Source organism: Marinomonas sp. (assembly GCF_039940335.1).
Classification (GTDB): Bacteria; Pseudomonadota; Gammaproteobacteria; order Pseudomonadales; family Marinomonadaceae; genus Marinomonas.
This window is the reverse complement of the sequence record NZ_JBDVGW010000013.1, coordinates 801,041-817,855: the sequence shown is the minus strand read 5'-3', so window position 1 is coordinate 817,855 and position 16,815 is coordinate 801,041. Positions and strand designations below refer to the sequence as shown.

Here is a 16,815-nt window from a genome sequence, read left to right as displayed (position 1 = left end):
GGCAGGGCTAAGGTGTGAGTAGGTGGTCATTGGCGCAATTTGCGCTGATGTCACCGTTTAGGGCATTAATAAGATTATCCACAGCACAAGCGGCCATGAGGTCTCGGGTTTCTTGTGTGGCGGAGCCAATGTGCGGGAAGAGTACGGCATTGTCTAATTCACACAGTGGCGAACTGGCGGGCAGGGGCTCCACCTCAAAAACATCTAAGCCTGCGGCACGTATGGTGCCTTCTTTTAGCGCCTCTACCAATGCTGCCTCATCGATGACCTTACCACGAGAGCCGTTAATGAAAATGGCACTGGGTTTCATCATGGCAAATTCTTCGGCACCAATTAAACCTTGGGTTTCTTGGGTGAGAGGAGTCATCACACAGACAAAGTCGGACGTTTTTAGCAGAGTCGCCATATCCATATAGACGGCGTTGAGGTTTTCTTCTGCTTCGGTTTTACGGCTACGATTGCAGTATTGGATTGGCATGTCAAAGCCTAGGTGCGCGCGTTTGGCGATAGCATAGCCAATGCGTCCCATACCAATAATACCAAGGGTTTTACCGTGTATGTCCGTACCAAAATGCTCAGACGTTATGTTTTTGGTCCAGCGGCCTTCGCGCACCATATTAGCTAACTCTACGGCACGACGGGCGGTACACATAATCAGAGTGAAGAGCGTGTCGGCCGTAGTTTCATCCAGTACACCCGGAGTGTGCATCAAGGGAATACCACGCTTAGCAAGGTAGTCATGGTCGAATTGATCCGTACCTACGGAAATCGTCGATACGGCTTTCAATTGAGGTGCCTGATCCAGTATGTCTGGCCCCATCATGATACTGGAACCAATGATGCCTTCTGCCGTGGCGAGAGCTTCAAAGAAAGCGGCTTTATTATTTTCATCCAGACCGTTGAATTGGCTAATCTCAGCATGTTGCGCTAGGCGAGCCATAGCATCGGTGGAAAGCGTTTTATAAAGCAGCACTTTCTTTTTCATAAGGCTTAGCCTTCTAGTTGTTGCAACTGTGCGCGCGTTGGCAGCGCTTCACTGTCGCCGCTCACTTGTACGGTCATGGAACCCAGTAGATTACCGCGACGTGCCGCTTGCTCCATGTCTTTACCATCAAGCAATGCTGAGATCACACCGGCAGCGAAGCTATCACCTGCGCCAACGGTATCGACTACTTGGGCAACCGGGAAGCCTGCAACAACACCTGAATCACCGCTGCGAGTTTTATAGTAAGCGCCTTTACTGCCGAGTTTCACGACAACAGCTTTGGCGCCATTGTTTAGGTAAAAGTCCGCAATTTCTTCAGGCTCTTCACTGCCCATCAGGATCAAACCTTCTTCGATACCTGGCAAGATAATATCGCTGTTAAAGGCAAATTCGTTGATGGTGTCGACCATTACTTGACTGTCGGACCAAAGCGCAGGACGCAAGTTAGTATCGAAAGAAATGCTGCAACCTTGCTCTTTTGCGAAACTGATCGCTTGCTTAATGGCATCACGTACGGTTTCAGAAATGGCGGCAGCAACACCGGTAATGTGTAGATGAGCGCCTGGCTTAAATAGGTCTGCTTTGATGTCGCTAGCGCTTAACGTGCTTGCCGCAGAGTTACGACGGAAATACTGAGTGATCGGGTCACTGCCATCGGTGACGTTGGATTTCAACATAAAACCAGTGGCTTGTTCTGGGCTTAGGGAAATGTTGCCAGTACTGATGCCCTCTTTACTGATCGCATTACGCACATACTCACCAAAGCAGTCATCGCCCACTTTACTAAGATACGTTGACTCAAAGCCAAGGCGAGCCATACCAATCGCAACGTTGACTTCTGCGCCCGCTAAAGAGCGGCTGAATTCTTCAACATCAGAAAGTTTGCCGGGAGTTTTGGCAACAAACAAAGCCATTGCTTCACCTAGGGTGACAAAAGATTTAGTTTGGCTGCTTTGCATAATGAGATTCCTATTTGTAATGATCGTTTTGTCTCTGCACCGCTAAGTAACCTTAGGTTACTTAGGCTATTTATCGCAGATTACATACTGTTGAGCAATTTTTAGTCGCAGGACAATATCATGGAATCGGTTCCAAAAACAAATTTAATAGCCTTTTGAAGACTCTGTGCGCAGGGTTTTGAGTAGTGAAATTAGCGGTTAGGTGGACTGACGAATGATAAGTTCTGCACTGAGCTCTATGTGCTGAGGGGCTTCGTTGTTGCCTTGAATACGGCCCAGCAAACGTTCGCAGGCGGTTTCTCCAATGAGGCGAGTGGGCTGGCGCATGACGGTCAGGCCGCCTTCAAATAGTTCCGCCCATTCTGGGTCATCAATGCCACTTAGGCCAATGTCTTGTCCCACTTTTAGATTGAGTTTTTTGAGCGCTTTTGCGACCCACATAGTCGCTACACCATTGGTGGTAAAGATGGCGCATTTCTTGGTTGGATTTTCCGCCAGAAAGCGCTCAATACTGGTGACGAGTAACGTCTCGTCTTGCTTATCCACTTCAGTGAGCTGGTAATGGATGTCCGGGTTAGCGTTGGCAAAGTCGGCTAGGGCTTGCGCTCTTTCTTGGCGTGGGGCAATGGCCAGTGTTTCGCTCACCACTAAAACCGCTTGGTAAGATTGAGCTTTTAAATGGGCAATGCCTTGCTGGGCTGCTTCTCTATTATTCAAACCCACAGAGTCCACTTCGAGGGTGGTGTTCACTCTATCTACCAGCACCATAGGACAGGCTATCTTACTAAAACTGTCCATCTGGGCTGAGCTTATGCTGGCAGTATTAATAATAATGCCATCAACACGGTGAGCATCCAGCAGGCTTAGATATTGGTCTTGCAATGAGGCTTCATGATCGGTGTTACACACCATGAGCATGTAGCCTTGGCGACGACAAACTTGTTCTATGCCTTGCAAGACTTCAATGGAGTAGGGGTTGGTTACGTCAGCAAGCAGTAAACCGATGAGCTTAGATTGTCCTGCCCGCAGCATGCGTGCGGAATGGTTAGGGCGATAATCGAGCTGTTCGATCGCTTGGGCAATTCGTTCACGCAGGGTCTTCGACATTTTTTCCTGTTCACCATTGAGGTAGCGAGAAACGCTGGTTTTTCCAACTTTAGCGTATTTGGCGACATCGGAAATCGTGGTGAAATTTTTTGTCTTAGAGTGCTGCAAACTTAGCCTATCTTATAATTTCTATTGGAGCTGAGTGATCCGTTAGGGCATGCTTAAGGGCAACTCAACCATGATATTGAGCACAACAGCATAAAGGAGAAAGCTTGTAATGGTGAAGTTTATTTTGCGTTTTTTGCTTTGTTTAACGCTTTTTAGCCCGCTGGCTTGGGCAAATGATGCTCAACTAAAACAGGCGTTCAATCATAAAATAAGCGACCTACAGGTGCAGGGGGAGGGTGTGGTGATTCGGCTGTTGGCCGACGACACTAAAGGTTCTAAGCATCAAAGATTTATCTTACAGCTGGATAGCAAACAAACCTTATTGATTGCCCATAACATAGACTTGGCTCCGCGTATCAATCGCTTATCAGAGGGAGACAAAGTAGCTTTTTATGGGGAGTATGAATGGAATAAACATGGGGGTGTGTTGCATTGGACCCATAAAGATCCAAGAGGCAAGCACCCCCATGGTTGGTTGCGACACCAAGGGCGACAGTATGACTAGCGCCTAAAACGTAGGTTGTCCGGAGTGAGTTGATCTATGGACGTTTTGCCCATGAGTTTCATGTCACGCTCTAATTCGGCTTTCATTAGGCCTAATGCTCGTTCTACACCGGGTTGTCCAGCCGCAGCGAGAGGGTATAGGTACATGCGGCCAATGCCGACCGCTTTCGCACCTAGGGATAGCGCTTTTAGTACATGGGTGCCCCGTTGTATACCACTGTCAAAAATAACGTCTATTTCATCACCCACTTCATCGACGATTTCTGCTAGTTGATCAAAGGAGCTGCGAGAGCCATCGAGCTGACGACCACCATGGTTAGAAATAATCACGCCGGTACAGCCAATCTCGACGGCACGACGGGCATCTTCGCGACTCATAATACCCTTTAAGCAAAATTCACCGTCCCAAAATTTCACCATTTCTGCGACATCCTCCCAATTCATAGAAGGGTCGAGCATATTGGTAAAATAGTCACCAATGGAGGTCGCGCCATTCCCCATATCAACGTGTTCATCAAGTTGGGGGAGACGGAATTTTTCGTGGGTCACATAGTTGATGCCCCACATAGGTTTCAGCACAAATTGCAGCATGCCTCCTAGGGTCAAGCGAAAGGGAATGGAAAAACCAGTGCGCAGATCACGCTCACGATTCCCTCCTGTAATGGAGTCCACGGTAAGCATCATGACTTGTACGCCGGCGTCTTTAGCGCGCTGCATCATGGCGCGATTTAGCTCACGATCTTTGTGGAAATAAAATTGGTAAACCTGAGGTGTCGTGGTTTGTTTAGCAATCTCTTCCATACTGACCGTACCTAAGGAAGATACTCCAAACATAGTGCCGTATTTCTCCGCTGCACCAGCTACCGCTCTTTCGCCATCATGGTGAAATAAACGTTGTAACGCAGTAGGCGAGCAATAAATAGGTAAGTCCAGTTTTTGCCCCATTACGGTGACAGACAAGTCTACGTCTTTTACGCCTGTTAATACGTTGGGTACCAGATCGCAAGTTTCAAACGCCTGAGTATTTCGACGATAAGTGCTTTCGTCATCGGAACCACCATCAATGTAATTGAAGATAGGACTTGGCAAACGTTTCTTGGCTAAGGTGCGAAAATCCTGAAAGTTATGACAATCTTTAAGTCGCATTAACAGACTCCTTTTATGAATTCTATCGTCACTATAGCGATAAGTTGATTTATAATAAATACGACATAAACTAATAAACTCTTTCCAAAAACGTCGTAATTATATGAATGCCAGTGATTTGTCATTATTTGTCCGAGTTGCGGAGCAAGGCTCTTTTAATAAAGCCGCTAAGTTGGTGGGGTTGTCGACGCCGGCTCTTAGTAAGCGCATTAGCAAATTAGAGCAAGATTTAGGGGTGCAACTCATTCACCGCACTACCCGCCGTCTTAATTTAACGGAAGCCGGGGAAAATCTTTATGTGTCGGGTAAAAATATTGATGGTCAAGTCAGTGATGCTATTGCCAATGTATCGGCATTCCGTCATGGGTTAAGCGGCACTATAAAAATGTCGGTGCCCACCATTTCCGGCGAACTTTTATTGGCCGAAGCAATAGCAGACTTTTGTCGGCGGCATCCCAATATAAAAGTGGATATGCGTATGGAAAATGACTTTGTTGATCTGGTTGGAGAGGGTCTTGATCTAGCCATTCGTACCGGTATTTTGGAAGATTCCAGTCTAATCGCTCAGCCGTTGATCGAATCCAGTTGGGTGGTGTGCTGCTCGCCAGATTATCTTCGCCAACACGGTGCACCAGAAAATTTAGAGGCGCTAAAACAGCACAACTGTTTGGCTTATACCTATCAAGCTAAAGGTTCGTTTGATTGGCGCTTTCATCAACATGGACAAGAAAAAAGTGTGCGTATAGACGGTAGTTTTGCCACCAATAATGCCCAAGCGCTGCGTAAGGCTGCATTGGCGGGTTTTGGCATTGTCTATGTGCCTAAGTGCTGCGTTTATGAAGATTTACAGCAGGGGGCCTTGATGGCGCTATTGCCGGACTATCAGCCAAGACGGTTAGGAGTGTATGCACTTTATCCTTTCACCAAATACTTACCTGAGAAACTACGTTTACTAATTGATCATATTAAGAGCAGTTACCAGGAGAAGAAAGATTACTTTTAAAGAAGGATAAAAAATAGGATTACAATGAGACGTCTATGTCGGGTGTCATGTGAATATGACCGTGTCGAGCCGACTATGTTAAGTTTTAATGACAATTTTGACTGGTCTGTTTCACCTTAGGGCAAGATAATTTAAGGTGGTTGTCTCGTTTTTCGAGGCAATACTTTTCTATAACACTAAGGAGTTCAGCGTGGCTAAAAAAGATCTTAAAGCAATTAAGAAAGAGTTAAAAAAAGAAATTGCAGCGCGTAAAGAAAAAGTTGTTAAGCAAAAAGCTAAAATCGCGAAGTTGAAGAAAGCCCTTAAAAAAGCGGCTTAATCACCTAGTTGATGTAGATTTGTGGGGTCTCGGCCCCGCAGATACATGGCTGTTCTAGAGCGAATCCGTTATCATGCCTCCCTGAGCAAGAGGAATTATCCAGCTTGCCACCTACCCTCTAGGATACCAATGAAAAAAACATTCACACTGTCTCACCCAAAAATTGCCTACCCACGTTTGATCGAAGCCGCAAAAGCTGATATTCGTAAATACCTAAAGCGCGAGCGCAACAAGCGTCTGCCCGAATACGCAGATTATTGGGGCTTTGATTGCAAATTTGGTGAGCGTGAAGAAGGGGCAGAAGTGCTTCATGTGGCACAAATCAATGACAAAATTAGTTTCGCAGAGAGTCAACAGTGGGCTACTTTTTATGTGGAAATCTTAGCGACGCCAGCCCAACGTCAACCTCGCCCTGTTAGTGAAGACGATGACGCTCCAGAGTCTGAAGCGCCACAAGCCTAAAGGTCATTCCGATTTAGGCGGCATCTTCAGTATCGAATGACGCATCATCGCTAAAGCCTGTGCTGCTGTCCTCTTCGTAGAGAGCGTCTTCATCTGGCTCAATCACTATGTCTTCTAAGGTTTTGCGTTGTGATTCATCGGCTAATTCAAGCTGTGGCGATTTTTTCGGTGCAGCTTTTTTTGTTTTGGTAGAGGATTTCTTCTTACTGCCTAACGCCTCAAGCAATGGTTCTTTCTGTTCTGCAAGGAACATAGCAAGAGCTTCGGTTTGGCTAGGTTCACTAAGAAGGTCACTCGTGTTTAGTAGGTCATATAAAGCATCGGCCGTGTCTAAAAGTTTATCGTAAGCGTCTGCTTCGGCTTTTGACGTAAAGGTCATTTTTTCGATTCCATCACGTTCTACAACGTATTTAATAACGACTGGCATGGTCCACCTCGTGGAAAAAATAATACTGTATAAATATACAGCATTATTTTTTCTTTTGTCTAGTGCTTTTATTTGTTGATTGTCATAATGATTGATAAAGTGGCGGGCTAAATTCTTTGCTTCTCATGGAAAAGTTATACATGGTTATTGATCTGTCCCAAATCGATTACTCTATTTTATCGGACAATATAGAAATCACTCTTACCTTGGGGTGGATTGTTTTGTCTTATATTGTTCGCCGCTATACAAAGCGTGTTATTCGTCAACACCCTAAATTTGAACACGATACCAAGCGTCAACGTATCAATGCGGTAGACAATATATTCAATCTACTCTTGGTGGTGGGTTTTGTGTTGATTTGGGCCTCAGAGTTACAAAACATTGCCATTTCAATCGCGGCCTTTATGGTGGCGTTGGTGATCGCCACGAAGGAATTCATTGCTTGCATCATTGGCGCATTTTATCGTGCTAGTACTCGGCCTTATCAGGTGGGTGATTGGGTGCGTATTGCTAACTATGAAGGCGAGGTTACAGACAGTGATTGGCTTTCTACGACGTTATTTGAAGTGGATTTGAAAGGTGGTAGCTATGGTTATACTGGTCGAACCACGGTGGTGCCGAATAGTTTATTAGTGACTCACACTGTACAGAATTTAAACTATATGCGTCGCTATGTTACCCATACCTTTTCGATATCTAGACTGTCAGATGAAGTGAATTTGTTTACTATTAAAGACCAGATTTTACAAAACATCCGCGAATACAGTGAGCACTTTCATGAGGTGGCGATTCGCTACAATAGTTTAATTGAAAAGCGCTTAGACATTAATATTTCGGGGCCAGAGCCCAGGGTGCGAATTACCACGACGCCCGAAGGTTACAATGTATTTACCGTATCTTTATTTGGCCCAACCAATGAAGTGGTTGAAATAGAGCAAAAAGTGACGGAAGACTTTATGCGTTTTTGGTATGAAATGCGCGGTCAGTCCTAGACTGATCTTAAGGAGAAGGTTATGAGTTTTCCCCGCTTTGGGTTTTTGTTAGTTGTACTGGTGTCATCTTTGGCGATTTCAGGCTGCAACAGTTTTCGCATCAGTGAAACAGAATTAAATGAAGAGGTGGCTAAGCAATTAGCCAACCCGCAGACCAATCAGATTGAAGTCTTGTTGGATGGCCACACACTAAACCTTGAGCTTCTCGTAAAGTCTGCCAGTATCGATCTTACGGACCGAGATGGCGGCTTAGTCCTAGTGGACATGGTGTCTGACATGAAAGGGCGTTTAAAGGCTTTCGGACAAGAGTTTGAGATTACAACTCAGTTGTTGCCATCCTTTGAGTCTGGGGTTCGTATCGAAGAAGACCGCTTGTATTTGGTTGCCCCGAAAGTCACCAATATTAAGGTAGAAGGGGCGAGCTTCAGTGAGAACATGCTGCGCTCGGTGTTAGGCTCGTTGCATGGTGACTTTGAAAAAGCCCTTGCCCAGTATTTCGATCAGCATCCTGTTTATGTGTTGGATCATTCACCATTTGAGAAAACGGCGGCAAGCATGGTGAAAGACATCATAGTCACTGAAGATTCTTTAGAATTTTCGCTGTTCTAGGTCACTATCTTACTTACTTTTATAATGGTGCGATCAATAGCGGCTCATTCTCCTTAACGAGTGAGCTAAGAAACAATTAAGAGGAAATGACATGTCCATAGCAGACAATCAAGTTGTACAGTTTCACTACACCTTACGTGACGGTGAAAACTTATTAGAAACATCCGCGGGTAAAGACCCAGCAGCTTACCTTCATGGTCATGGTAATGTGATTCCAGGCCTTGAAAAAGCCATGGAAGGGCGCGAAGTGGGTGACGAGTTCGAAGTGACTGTTGCTTGTGCTGACGCTTACGGCGAGCGCCATGACGACCGTACTCAACAAGTGCCGGTTAAACACTTGCAAGGCGCGAAACGCTGGAAAGCAGGCATGGTTGCTATGGTGCAAACCGACAAAGGCATGCGCCAAGTGACGGTGATAAAAGCAGGTTTGAAACATGCTATGGTGGATTTAAACCATCCATTGTCTGGCAAAGATCTTACTTTCAATGTTGAGATCGTCAGTGCTCGTGAAGCAACGAATGACGAAGTTGCCCATGGTCACGCCCATGGCGTAGGTGGTCACCACCACTAAGTTATTGCTCTTTCAGTATTTTTAAGCCCTCTAATGCGTCATTGTGTTAGAGGGCTTTTATATTTTTGGAACGGACTTTACATTAATTTTAATAAGAATCGTTATCAACTGCTTGACAGGTTATGGGCGGGTGTTCATTATTGATAATAGTTATCATTAATGTCTTCAGCAGGTAAAGTCTATGAGCCATTATTTCATTCCGTTCTCCGTTCTTGAGCAAACTATTCAAGGTGGCCAATGTGCCGACTCTCCTGAAGTACTCTATCACTATCTCAATCTTACCGAAGAGTACGCTGAACGACTGGATGTGGTCGAAGCGGCTAAGTTACACCAGCGGGTGTTCTACGTATTGTTAGACACTGTATGTGATAGCAGTGTATCAAGGCATTGGCGTCAAACTTGTTTAGACAAGGTGTACGTGCCATTGTCGAATATCAAGCATCTGATCGTGACCTACCAAGACGCGAAAGGCTACTTCAAAATGGAACATAGTTTACGAGTGCTGAGTCACTATTTTATGTCGTCGTTTGAGCAAGAAGGAAATTATTAAAGAATGAAAATGCGCATTGAAAAAGACAGTATGGGTGAGTTGAACGTTCCTGCTGAGGCCTTATATGGTGCCCAAACCCAGCGAGCGATCAATAATTTCCCGATCAGTGATGAACCTATGCCGGAAGCCTTTATTCGCTCCTTAATCATGATTAAAGCCGCGGCGGCAAGAGCGAATGAAAAGCTAGCGTGCCTTAGCCCTGAGTTGTCCCAAGCCATTCAGAATGCTTGTGATGAGCTATTAAATGATGAGCAATTGATGACACACTTTCCGGTAGATGTGTTCCAAACCGGCTCTGGTACCAGCTCTAATATGAATGCGAATGAAGTAATTGCTACCTTAGCGAGCCGTTTCTATGACAAAGCCGTTGGTGCCAATGACCATGTGAATTTTGGTCAAAGTAGTAATGATGTGATTCCGAGTGCTATTCACGTAAGCGCCACGCTAGAGTTGGTTGGGCATTTATTACCAGCCCTGCAACATTTAAAACAAACCATCGTTGAAAAAGGCCAGACCCTAAAGGGCTTCACCAAAACTGGACGTACTCATTTAATGGATGCTATGCCGGTACGCTTGGATCAAACGTTTGATGCTTGGGCCGCTCAACTGCAAGATAATATAGATAATCTAAATGCTTTGACTCAAAAAACCAGCCGTTTGGCGCAAGGTGGTACAGCGGTAGGCACTGGCATAAATGCTCACCCTGAATTTTCGGCCCTGTTTGCGCAAGAGTTATCGGATTTAACACAAGTGACCTTTTCCCCTGGTGATAACTTCTTTGCCTTGATCGGATCGCAAGATACGGCAGTGGCCTTATCGGGCCAACTGAAAGCGCTGGCGGTGACTTACATGAAAATCGCCAATGACTTACGTTGGATGAACTCTGGCCCATTGGCAGGCCTGGGTGAAATTACGCTGCAAGCCTTACAACCGGGTTCTTCTATTATGCCGGGCAAGGTCAATCCAGTGATTCCAGAGGCAACGGCCATGGTGGCGGCACAAGTTATTGGTAACGATGCGGCCATTACTATCGGCGGTCAATCAGGTAACTTTGAGTTGAATGTCATGTTGCCGGTGATCGCTAAAAACCTGCTCAGCAGTATCAAATTGTTAGCAAACAGTGGTCAGTTATTGGCGGACAGCGCCATTGCGACACTAACGGTCAATGAAGATAAGCTAAACGAAGCTTTGCATAGAAACCCTATTTTGGTGACCGCACTCAACCCGATTATTGGTTATGCCAAGGCCGCGGAAATTGCCAAAAAAGCTTATAAAGATGGTCGACCTATTGTCGATGTGGCAGAAGAAGCCACCGAACTTAGCCGCGAGGAACTTCTTAAGCTGCTCGATCCTGCTAAGCTTACCCATGGTGGCCTGTAGATTTATTGAATCTTAGCCTTGAGCTCTACCTAAGCCGACGAAAGTCGGCTTTTTTACGCCAGTGACTTTGTCATAAACACACTGTGTGGATCTAGTTTGTAGTCGGCAAAGGGGCCGCATTCGCTAAAGCCATGTTTAGCATACAGTTTTCTAGCAGGAGCAAAGAAGTCTGTGCTACCTGTCTCTAGGCTTAGCTCGCTCATGCCACGAAGGCGAGCTTGTTGGATAATATGTTGCAATAAGCTTGATGCGACGCCTTTATTACGTGCCGCCTGGGTGGTACGCATGGATTTTATTTCCCCTTGCTCGGTCGATAAGGCTTTTAATGCTCCGCAACCGAGTAGTTGTTTGTCTTGCCATACGCTCCAAAAGGTAATGCTCGGTTGTTTTAACGCGTCTAGGTCTAGGGCGAACACACACTCAGCGGGTGAGGAGGCATACATGTCTTCTAAATGTTCGGTGAGAATCCGTTTGACTTCTGGGCCGCTTAAATCGTCGATGCGAATGTCCATTTATACTATCCTTTGGGCATATTAGGTGAAGTTGGAATCCTCACGAGTGTATACTTAATTTAAGGTTTTTTTATCTAAAAATAAATGCATAAGCGAGAGGAGGTTTAGGTGAGTTCAGTAGATATTCAATTGCGTAATGCCAAATTTAGCGACGCTGAGTTGTTATTAAGTTGGCGAAATCATGTCTCAACTCGGCAAGCCTCATTGACGACAGCAGAAATCGACTTGGCGTCCCATTTAACTTGGCTGGAAGCCTCTTTAGCCATGCCCGAACAGCGCCGCTTATGGATCGCTGAATTATCGGATGAAGCCGTGGGCAGTTGTCGAGCGGATAAAAAAGCGGATACATGGGAGTTATCTTGGATGGTTGCACCAACCGCTAGAGGGCGAGGTGTCGCGCAGGCCATGCTGCAAGCACTCTTTGTGGTATTTGATCAGTCCTGTAGTGCTCAAGTCAAAGCTGACAATGTCGCTTCGATTAAAGTCGCTGAGCGGTCAGGTTTTCGGTGTGTGGGAGATGTTGAAGGCGTTTTGCAATTCCAACGCGATAAAGCCAACTAAGCTTTATTCATCAAAGCGTATCCGAACTTTGGGTTCATCCGCTTGCTTCGTTACGGGCGTGCGCAATGGGTCGACGATCTTTTCTAAGCCATTGATTTTGATCTCTAGTGCTAATTGCAGCCATTGACCAAGATTGCCACTCGGCCAGCCTTCATGAGAAAACCACAATAAATACGCTTCGGGTAAATCAATCAGCACACGGCCTTGGTATTTACCAAAGGGCATGGTTTGACGAGCGACTTGCACTAGGTCTTGCTGGGAAAACATGAGCTTTTCTTCTCTTCAAATGAAGCGACTATTTAATCACAGAGATGCCATAGTCGCCACTAAGACGAACGGTCAGCAAGACTTTGCTGACCGTTTATGTTCTGGGGTATTTGCTGAGTTATTAGCTAAGTTTAAGCCCAGATATTACGTACTTTCGGCACTATCATTTGCGCCAAAATATCAAAAACGACCGTCGCTGCAATGGCCACTGCCGCCATGGGAAAGAGCAAAGATATTGGCAAGAGCAACCATACGGCATGTTTCCAACGAGCAAAGTTTTTCGGTATCGGCGGTGGTGATAGAGCAAAGCGAGCGCTTGGTCGGCGCTTCCACCACATGATGACACCCGAAACACACAGCACAATCACTGAGAGAGCAAATAAGGTCGAGGCGATAAGATTCCATAGGCCAAATTGGCCCATATGTAGGGCGACGCCAGCGGCCATGGATTTTGCAAAAGCGTTGTAATCCGCAAAGCCAACATCTACGAGTGTCTCTCCCGAATATTGATCAAAATGCACCGTTCTGTCATCCCAAGCGTTAGTGATGTCCTTGCCCATAGTGCTGGCCGTAGCGGTATAGACGCCTACTTCATTTTTAGGGAAATGCACTTGAAACTGAGTGAACCCCAGTGCTTTGGCGTCAGCAACAACCCTGTCTAGGGTAATGCTGGTAGGCCCAGTGCTGGTGGATTCTGGCAATGGCGCTTGCTCTAGTCCCCAAGGTATTTGTTTGAGTCCTTTTACATTTAAGTCTTCATGGGTGAGTGTCGACGACACGCTGGAAGCACTTTTTTCCATAGGAAATGTGCTCCAAGCTTGAGTCATCTGACCACCCCAAAGAGAGGCCCAAGAAAGTCCTGAGATACAGTAAAACAATAGAATCAGCGCCGCCCAAACACCGATAACGCTGTGTAAATCGCGCCAGAAAACACGACCGCCTTTTTTACGAATAGTGGTAGCCGCTTTGATCTTGGACTCACCTTTGGCAGGCCACCATAAAAACACCCCAGTGAGGATAAGTAAGACGGTTAAGCTGGCGGCCACTTCGATCATTCGCTCACCTGTCGCGCCCACCATAAAACTGCTGTGAGTATTTTCTCCCCAAGCGAGTAAGGATTGGCTAATACTCAAGCTGCCTAGTACTTCACCTTTATAAGGATCGACAAATACCGACAGTGTGTCACCTGCTGTCTTGACTTGAAAACGAGTAGTTTCATCTGCAGCAGCAGGCAAAAAGAATTGCGAAACCGTGCTTTCAGGATATTGAGCTTGTACCAGTTGGTACTGCTGCTGATAGGAAATAGCTTGATCCGTGACTTGGTCGACGTGGAATAAGTTGGCGTTGAGAGTTCGCTCAATAAGTGGCGCATAAAGCATAATCAAGCCTGTGATCGATAGCATGATTAGAAAAGGCACAACGTACAGGCCTGCGAAAAAGTGCCAGCGCCAAACTGACATATAAAAAGATTTGGAACCAAACATGGTTACGATCCTTACAAATTTTGGGGCAAAATAGACCTAAGCGCCCCAAACTTGTGAGGGCGCTAGGTGATGTTCAATAATGGGGTTAAAGCATGCGGATAGAGCGGTGGGCCGCGAGCCTGAAGGCGGTAGATTTTTGAGGAAGGCTGAGCCTGAATATGAAGCGGTATCGGCGACGCGGCTTTTAGCAGTGCCGTTTGAGTCTCTAAATGGAATTTGATATTACAAAAGAAGTGAATACATGGACAGCCTAGAGCTTCATGGTCATCGGCAGTTTGATCTAGCTGATCAGCCTCTGAATCCGCGAAAGATTGCACCATTTGGTGATGATCATGGTGATGATGCGCATGTACGTCGGTAAGCGTTGTTGGAGCTTGGTGAATCATTACCCCTTTAGTGGCACAAAGCATGACGTAAACGCCGTTAAACACACCGATATTATTGATCAGTGGTACGGTGAAATAGGCCAGCCAGCAAAGGAAGAGTATGGGTAAATAGCGTTGTTTCATAAGCTTATACATAAACGAGGCGGGCGAAATTTAACAGCCGTTGCTTCAAATAACAAGCTAATCTTTGTCGGCTAATTTAAGCTTTATTTAGGAATTTCCTCTTTAAAAGCCGCCATTTTGCCTATTTACGAGTTTGAATGTGTTGTATTAGATAATCACAAATATGTTGTAATTTAGGGGAGGAATGGCGAACTTTTGGGTACACCAGCCACACACCACTGTAGGGGTATTGATATTGGGGAAGCAGTGCAATGAGTTGACCGCTGGCTAAGTCTTCCTTCACGTAATAATCCGGTAGCTGTGCAATGCCTAATCCCTTACGAACCGCGTCGAGAAGCGCAGGCCCGGAATTACTGCGCCATGTACTTTGTGTTTTTACTTCTTTGCGCTGACCATTTTGTTGAAACAGCCAATAATTTTTAGAACCGCTTAAGCAGTGATGCTTACTTAGCTCGGCAAGTGTATGAGGCACGCCATGTTGAGCAACGTATTCTTTTGAAGCACAGAGAAATTCTTCGCGATCACACAAGCGACGGGACAAATGGCTTGAATCTTTTAGCGACCCCATACGAATAGCCAGATCGTAGCCTTCTTCGATAATGTCTACTTCACGGTTGGTGAGATGAAGGTCGAGCTCTATCTTTGGGTGGCTGATCAAAAAGTCATTCATCACCGGTGCAATAAAGCGTTCCCCAAAAGTGGTGGCACAGGTCATCTTAAAAGCGCCCACAGGGGCTTGGTTCAAGGTTGATACCACTTCTTCGGCACTGCTTAGGGTTTCTGGTAGGCCTCGGCAATGTTGGTAGTAAAGTTCTCCGGCTTCACTTAAACGAATGCGACGCGTCGTGCGAAATAGCAGAGTGCAGCTAAGCTCGGATTCAAGCTGGGTGATCAGTCGACTAATGTGGGAAGGGGACACATTGAGTTGTGACGCCGCCGCTGAAAAGCTGCCTTGGCGTACCACTTCAATAAAGGCTTCCATGGCTTCCCAGTTTTTCATTACACAAAATCTCTTGGTTAAAAAAGTAGATTATCGCACTTATGGGGCAATTGTTAGCTCATTGTTGCTGTATGGCAATAATCATTTTCTAAACTAAGGATTATCGCTTTAATCAGATGAGAGTAGACTGTAATGAATGGCGTTAATGCCAACTAACGAAACACTGTTAAACACACGTTTGGAGAAAACAATGAAATGTAAAGCTGCTGTTGCATGGGGCCCAGGCCAACCTCTTAAAATTGAAGAAGTCGATGTTCAAGATCCACAAGCGGGAGAAGTCCTAGTACGCATGGTGGCAACGGGTGTTTGTCATACCGATGCGTTTACTTTATCGGGTGAAGACCCAGAAGGTATTTTCCCTGCGATCTTAGGTCACGAAGGAGCGGGTGTGGTTGAAGCAGTTGGTGAAGGTGTTACTACTCTACAGCCTGGCGATCATGTTATTCCACTTTACACAGCGGAATGTGGTGAGTGTAAGTTCTGTACGTCTGGCAAAACCAACTTGTGTCAGGCGGTTCGTGAAACCCAAGGTAAAGGCCTAATGCCAGATGGCACTAGCCGTTTCAGCATCAATGGCGAGCCAATTTTCCACTACATGGGCACCTCTACTTTCTCTGAGTACAGTGTAGTGCCAGAGATTTCTTTGGCAAAAATCCATGTGGATGCCCCACTTGAGAAAGTCTGTTTGCTCGGCTGTGGTATCACCACAGGTATCGGTGCGGTGTTGAATACGGCGAAAGTTGAAGAAGGCGCGACCGTTGCGGTGTTTGGTCTGGGCGGCATTGGTTTGTCTGTGATTCAGGGCGCTCGCATGGCGGGTGCATCACGCATTATCGCCATTGATATTAATGAGTCTAAATTCGAAATGGCGAAGCAATTTGGTGCGACCGATTGCGTTAACCCGAAAGAATTTGAAGCGCCAATTCAGCAAGTGATTGTGGATATGACGGACGGTGGTGTGGACTACTCTTTTGAGTGTATCGGTAATGTTCAAATCATGCGCCAAGCCCTTGAGTGCTGTCATAAAGGCTGGGGTGAATCCATCATTATTGGTGTGGCGGGCGCTGGTCAAGAAATCTCAACTCGTCCATTCCAGTTGGTGACAGGTCGTGTGTGGAAAGGTTCGGCATTTGGTGGCGTTAAAGGCCGTAGCCAGTTACCAGGTTATGTAGAAGATTACATGCAAGGCAAGATCGAAATCGACCCATTTGTAACACACACTATGGGTCTTGAAGACATCAACAAAGCCTTTGACTTAATGCACGAAGGTAAGAGTATTCGTACGGTTATTTTGTTCGATCAGTAAGCGACTGTTTGAGCCTGACGACAGGTTAGGCTCAAGATTTTAGAAGGAATGCAA

General features: G+C 46.0%; 21 protein-coding genes. 11 read left to right on the top strand and 10 right to left on the bottom strand.

The genetic code is table 11. The features are described from left to right. Positions 1-7: 7 nt before the first annotated feature. From ABJF92_RS13585 to ABJF92_RS13575, 3 genes are all read right to left on the bottom strand, one after another. Entirely contained in the window at positions 8-985 is a 978-nt protein-coding gene (locus ABJF92_RS13585) for a 2-hydroxyacid dehydrogenase (RefSeq protein ID WP_446816323.1), read from the bottom strand. A gap of 5 nt (positions 986-990) precedes the next feature. Then, positions 991-1,944 carry a sugar kinase gene (locus ABJF92_RS13580; RefSeq protein WP_446816322.1) on the bottom strand — a complete coding sequence of 318 codons (954 nt, stop codon included), beginning with the start codon at positions 1,942-1,944 and terminating at the stop codon, positions 991-993. A 198-nt stretch (positions 1,945-2,142) separates the two neighbouring features. Continuing rightward, the gene (locus ABJF92_RS13575) at positions 2,143-3,159 is read right to left on the bottom strand and encodes a LacI family DNA-binding transcriptional regulator (RefSeq protein ID WP_446816321.1); all 1,017 of its coding nucleotides are present in this window, start codon (positions 3,157-3,159) and stop codon (positions 2,143-2,145) included. A gap of 109 nt (positions 3,160-3,268) precedes the next feature. Here ABJF92_RS13575 and ABJF92_RS13570 point away from each other — a divergent pair, with 109 nt between their 5' ends. Beyond that, positions 3,269-3,664: a DUF3465 domain-containing protein gene (locus ABJF92_RS13570; RefSeq protein WP_446816320.1), complete on the top strand. Its 396-nt coding sequence runs from the start codon at positions 3,269-3,271 to the stop codon at positions 3,662-3,664. On the opposite strand, the gene ABJF92_RS13565 is transcribed toward ABJF92_RS13570, so the two are convergent. Beyond that, positions 3,661-4,809, bottom strand: coding sequence for an alpha-hydroxy acid oxidase (locus tag ABJF92_RS13565; protein ID WP_446816319.1), 1,149 nt, complete (start codon positions 4,807-4,809; stop codon positions 3,661-3,663). The genes ABJF92_RS13570 and ABJF92_RS13565 overlap by 4 nt on opposite strands. Positions 4,810-4,912: 103 nt before the next feature. Here ABJF92_RS13565 and ABJF92_RS13560 point away from each other — a divergent pair, with 103 nt between their 5' ends. The 3 genes from ABJF92_RS13560 to ABJF92_RS13550 all read left to right on the top strand — a co-directional run bounded on the left by ABJF92_RS13560 (position 4,913) and on the right by ABJF92_RS13550 (position 6,593). After that, entirely contained in the window at positions 4,913-5,812 is a 900-nt protein-coding gene (locus ABJF92_RS13560; protein WP_446816318.1) for a LysR family transcriptional regulator, read from the top strand. A 190-nt stretch (positions 5,813-6,002) separates the two neighbouring features. After that, entirely contained in the window at positions 6,003-6,131 is a 129-nt protein-coding gene (locus ABJF92_RS13555; protein ID WP_446816317.1) for a hypothetical protein, read from the top strand. Positions 6,132-6,260: 129 nt separating this feature from the next. Beyond that, positions 6,261-6,593 (top strand): DUF6172 family protein, encoded by a 333-nt coding sequence (locus tag ABJF92_RS13550; protein ID WP_446816316.1) that lies wholly within the window; start codon positions 6,261-6,263, stop codon positions 6,591-6,593. Positions 6,594-6,606: 13 nt separating this feature from the next. On the opposite strand, the gene ABJF92_RS13545 is transcribed toward ABJF92_RS13550, so the two are convergent. Continuing rightward, a complete protein-coding gene (locus ABJF92_RS13545) occupies positions 6,607-7,020 on the bottom strand; it encodes a YebG family protein (protein WP_446816315.1) in 414 nt (137 codons plus the stop codon). A 140-nt stretch (positions 7,021-7,160) separates the two neighbouring features. Between ABJF92_RS13545 and ABJF92_RS13540 the strand changes: the two genes are divergently transcribed. From ABJF92_RS13540 to ABJF92_RS13520, 5 genes are all read left to right on the top strand, one after another. Then, positions 7,161-8,012 carry a mechanosensitive ion channel family protein gene (locus ABJF92_RS13540; RefSeq protein ID WP_446816314.1) on the top strand — a complete coding sequence of 284 codons (852 nt, stop codon included), beginning with the start codon at positions 7,161-7,163 and terminating at the stop codon, positions 8,010-8,012. Positions 8,013-8,033: 21 nt separating this feature from the next. Beyond that, positions 8,034-8,621, top strand: a complete 588-nt coding sequence (locus ABJF92_RS13535) for a DUF1439 domain-containing protein (RefSeq protein WP_446816313.1) — start codon at positions 8,034-8,036, stop codon at positions 8,619-8,621. Between the two features lie 91 nt (positions 8,622-8,712). Then, positions 8,713-9,192: an FKBP-type peptidyl-prolyl cis-trans isomerase gene (locus ABJF92_RS13530; RefSeq protein WP_446816312.1), complete on the top strand. Its 480-nt coding sequence runs from the start codon at positions 8,713-8,715 to the stop codon at positions 9,190-9,192. A gap of 181 nt (positions 9,193-9,373) precedes the next feature. Continuing rightward, complete coding sequence (locus ABJF92_RS13525) at positions 9,374-9,742, top strand: hypothetical protein (RefSeq protein WP_446816311.1); 369 nt, start codon at positions 9,374-9,376, stop codon at positions 9,740-9,742. Between the two features lie 3 nt (positions 9,743-9,745). Beyond that, a complete protein-coding gene (locus ABJF92_RS13520) occupies positions 9,746-11,122 on the top strand; it encodes a class II fumarate hydratase (RefSeq protein WP_446816310.1) in 1,377 nt (458 codons plus the stop codon). Between the two features lie 53 nt (positions 11,123-11,175). Here the strand turns inward: ABJF92_RS13520 and ABJF92_RS13515 are convergent, their stop codons facing one another. Next, complete coding sequence (locus ABJF92_RS13515; RefSeq protein WP_446816309.1) at positions 11,176-11,634, bottom strand: GNAT family N-acetyltransferase; 459 nt, start codon at positions 11,632-11,634, stop codon at positions 11,176-11,178. A 108-nt stretch (positions 11,635-11,742) separates the two neighbouring features. Between ABJF92_RS13515 and ABJF92_RS13510 the strand changes: the two genes are divergently transcribed. Continuing rightward, the gene (locus ABJF92_RS13510; protein ID WP_446816308.1) at positions 11,743-12,195 is read left to right on the top strand and encodes an N-acetyltransferase family protein; all 453 of its coding nucleotides are present in this window, start codon (positions 11,743-11,745) and stop codon (positions 12,193-12,195) included. A gap of 3 nt (positions 12,196-12,198) precedes the next feature. On the opposite strand, the gene ABJF92_RS13505 is transcribed toward ABJF92_RS13510, so the two are convergent. The 4 genes from ABJF92_RS13505 to ABJF92_RS13490 all read right to left on the bottom strand — a co-directional run bounded on the left by ABJF92_RS13505 (position 12,199) and on the right by ABJF92_RS13490 (position 15,455). After that, positions 12,199-12,462, bottom strand: a complete 264-nt coding sequence (locus ABJF92_RS13505; protein WP_446816307.1) for a DUF3820 family protein — start codon at positions 12,460-12,462, stop codon at positions 12,199-12,201. A 131-nt stretch (positions 12,463-12,593) separates the two neighbouring features. Further along, the gene (locus ABJF92_RS13500) at positions 12,594-13,946 is read right to left on the bottom strand and encodes a PepSY-associated TM helix domain-containing protein (RefSeq protein WP_446816306.1); all 1,353 of its coding nucleotides are present in this window, start codon (positions 13,944-13,946) and stop codon (positions 12,594-12,596) included. 62 nt (positions 13,947-14,008) lie between these two features. Next, on the bottom strand, positions 14,009-14,455 hold the full coding sequence (locus ABJF92_RS13495; RefSeq protein WP_446816305.1) for a hypothetical protein: 447 nt from the start codon (positions 14,453-14,455) through the stop codon (positions 14,009-14,011). A 121-nt stretch (positions 14,456-14,576) separates the two neighbouring features. Continuing rightward, positions 14,577-15,455 (bottom strand): LysR family transcriptional regulator, encoded by an 879-nt coding sequence (locus ABJF92_RS13490; RefSeq protein ID WP_446816304.1) that lies wholly within the window; start codon positions 15,453-15,455, stop codon positions 14,577-14,579. Positions 15,456-15,645: 190 nt separating this feature from the next. Here ABJF92_RS13490 and ABJF92_RS13485 point away from each other — a divergent pair, with 190 nt between their 5' ends. Beyond that, positions 15,646-16,761, top strand: coding sequence for an S-(hydroxymethyl)glutathione dehydrogenase/class III alcohol dehydrogenase (locus tag ABJF92_RS13485; protein ID WP_445975479.1), 1,116 nt, complete (start codon positions 15,646-15,648; stop codon positions 16,759-16,761). Positions 16,762-16,815 lie beyond the last annotated feature (54 nt).